This is a genomic window from Streptomyces sparsus (genome assembly GCF_054776295.1).
Genome location: NZ_BAAHCA010001017.1, coordinates 1 through 1,631 on the forward strand (window position 1 = coordinate 1; position 1,631 = coordinate 1,631).

Consider the following 1,631-nt stretch of genomic DNA (forward strand, 5'->3'; position numbering starts at 1 on the left):
GGCGAGTCCGGCGGAGGCGTCGGCGAGTTCGCGGTAGCGGAGCGCGGTGTCGCCGATGACGAGGGCGGTGGCCCGCGGGGTGCGGTCGGCCTGTGCGAGGAAGGCGTCGAGCAGCGACCCGGAGGGGGCCGGAGCCCCGTCGGCCCGCCCGGCGGTCGCATCCGTGCCCTCGGTGGCCGTTTCGGTGCCTTGGCCCGGTCCGGCCGCTCCGGTCCTTCGGACCGGGCCGGCGGGTGCTCCCGTCCTTTCGGCCCGCTCGCTCGCTCCGGCCCGCTCAGCGGTCACTTCGGTCTCCTCGTACGGAACGGACGAACAGTCGGACGTGGCTGCCGGGCTCGCGGACCGGGTGGTCGGCCGGCACTTCGAGGACCATCGGCGCCCCGTCGCCCGTGTCCCGCGTGACGGGCGCGTATCCGGCGAACCGCAGGGTGACGAGCATGGTGCGGTTCACCGCGGTCGGTACGAAGTGGGTGACGGGTCTGCGGCCCTCGGCGCGGGCCTGCCGGACGATGTGGGAGAGCATCAGCTCTCCCACGCCCCGGGACGCGACCCGGCAGGACATCAGCATCAGCCGCAGCACGGACTCGGTCGGGGTGAGTTCGGTGACGGAGAGGCCGACGATGCCGTAGTCGCCGAATCGGTCGCTGAGCCGGGCGAGCCTGACCTGGTGGTCGGGCGCGGCGATCAGGCGGCGCAGGTCCTCCTCGCCGTAGACCAGGCCGGTGCTGTTGAGCTGGTGGGTACGCACGGTGAGTTCGCTGGCGCGGGCGAGGTCGCTCTCGGTGGCCGGGGCGATCTCCATGACGAGGCCGAGTGAGGCGAGGAAAGCCCGCCGGTCGCCCCCGGACTCCTCCTCGGCCTGGCGGCGGCGCCATTCGGTGCGGTAGAGCAGGCGTCGGCCGGCCGCCTCGGCGGTGACGTGCGCGGGGCGGAAGTCGGGGAGTTCGGGGAGCTGCCCGGCGAGGTCGGCGGGGTAGCAGCGGACCATGGGGAGCGCGGCGAGGACCTCGGCCCGTTCGGCGGGGTCGTTGTCGATGAACGCGACGGTGTCGAGGCCGATGTTGAGGGTCTCGGCGATGTGCCGTACGGCGGCCGATTTGTCGCCCCAGCCGATCCGTGCCGCGCAGAACCATTCCCCGAGCCCGGTGGCGTCGAGGTGAGCGGTGGCGGTGGCGTGGTCGCCGCGGCTGGCGGCGGCGTGCAGGATGCCGCGGGAGTCGAGGGTCTTCAGGGTCGTCGTCGCCGGCGGGAAGGGCGGGGGGTGGTCGCCCTCCAGGACCACGCCGTCCCAGAGGGTGTCGTCCAGGTCCCAGACGAGGCACTTGACGGTGGGCAGTGCCTCGGTGGCGGTCATGTGACCGCTCCGAAGCGGCGTAAGAGCTGTTCGGCCATATGGGATTCGGCCACTTCCTGGGCTCCTTCGATGATCTCCATGACCTTGGCGTCCCGGTAGTGCCGTCCGGCGCGGCTGTCCGGAGCGATGCCGGCGGCGCCCAGGACCTGCACGGCGGCCCGTCCCGCCTCGGCGCCGGCGTCGGCTGCCGCGTACTTCGCCATGATCGTCTCGGTGAGGCCGTGACCGGGGCCGCGGGTTCTGGCGCGTGCGGCCCGGGCGGCGAGTTCGCGGGCGG

The 1,631-nt window shown here is 73.6% G+C and carries 2 protein-coding genes and 1 pseudogene; all 3 read right to left on the minus strand.

Annotation, left to right across the window (positions count from 1 at the left end; all coding sequences use genetic code 11):
• Window positions 1-285: pseudogene (locus ACYVE9_RS25905) on the minus strand (hypothetical protein); the annotation flags it as partial.
• Window positions 275-1,354 (minus strand): HAD-IIIC family phosphatase, encoded by a 1,080-nt coding sequence (locus ACYVE9_RS25910; RefSeq protein WP_461030324.1) that lies wholly within the window; start codon window positions 1,352-1,354, stop codon window positions 275-277. The gene ACYVE9_RS25910 and the pseudogene ACYVE9_RS25905, both read right to left, overlap by 11 nt.
• The coding region (locus tag ACYVE9_RS25915) for an acyl-CoA dehydrogenase family protein (protein WP_461030325.1) at window positions 1,351-1,631 on the minus strand (281 nt) is incomplete at its 5' end. The genes ACYVE9_RS25910 and ACYVE9_RS25915, both read right to left, overlap by 4 nt.

Coding starts and splice junctions, on each gene's coding strand:
- ACYVE9_RS25910 (WP_461030324.1), bottom strand. CDS start 1,354: ATGACCGCCACCGAGGCACTGCCCACCGTCAAGTGCCTCGTCTGGGAC.